The sequence below is a fragment of the Bacillus sp. P4_D3 genome (assembly GCF_056401855.1).
The window spans coordinates 1-625 of sequence record NZ_JBFUIN010001241.1 but is presented as its reverse complement, the minus strand read 5'-3'; the positions used below and the strand labels follow the sequence as shown (position 1 = coordinate 625).

Here is a 625-nt window from a genome sequence, read left to right as displayed (position 1 = left end):
CTTCCATATTATATTTTCAACTCCACACTCTTTTGGTAATATTTACACAAGAGAGGTGAAATAAATGATTTTAAATAAAAAGTTAATGATTCCATCTACATTTCTACTATTAACTTGTCACATAGGCATTTTTTACTTTTGGATTTTCGATTGGAAGAAGGTAACAACTCCTTACGGTCTAGCTATATGGATTGTTTCTACTGTTTGCAGCTTTTTACTTTATTACCACTTTAAACATCAAAACTCTAATAAAATAGTATTAATCAGTAGTTCATTATTATTAATCGTTTCTTCATCATTTATGATTTTTTTAGGTATTATTACTAGTATTTATCTTTGTAACTGTTAGTTCTATGCCTTAAATATATAGTCTTTTATTGTGTAAAAAAGAGTGAACAAAATAGAATCACATAAAAATTAAAGAAGATGATTCCGGTAAATCATCTTCTTTTAACATCCAATCTTTATTATAATATTTCGCTTTTCAATTTCTTAATTTTCCATAAGAGCCTCATAAAGAAATAAGCATACATACAACCTACAAGCCCTGTCATGACTTTTGCCCAAATTGGCACTCTTGATTCTGTTGAATTTAAAAATACGCTATACATTGAGGGTAATATAG

General features: G+C 27.5%; 2 pseudogenes. One reads left to right on the top strand and one right to left on the bottom strand.

From position 1 onward, the window contains the following. Positions 1 to 64: 64 nt before the first annotated feature. A pseudogene (locus AC1DTM_RS30565) lies at positions 65 to 362 on the top strand (hypothetical protein). A 105-nt stretch (positions 363 to 467) separates the two neighbouring features. On the opposite strand, the pseudogene AC1DTM_RS30560 reads toward AC1DTM_RS30565, so the two are convergent. Next, positions 468 to 625: pseudogene (locus AC1DTM_RS30560) on the bottom strand (DUF2812 domain-containing protein); the annotation flags it as partial.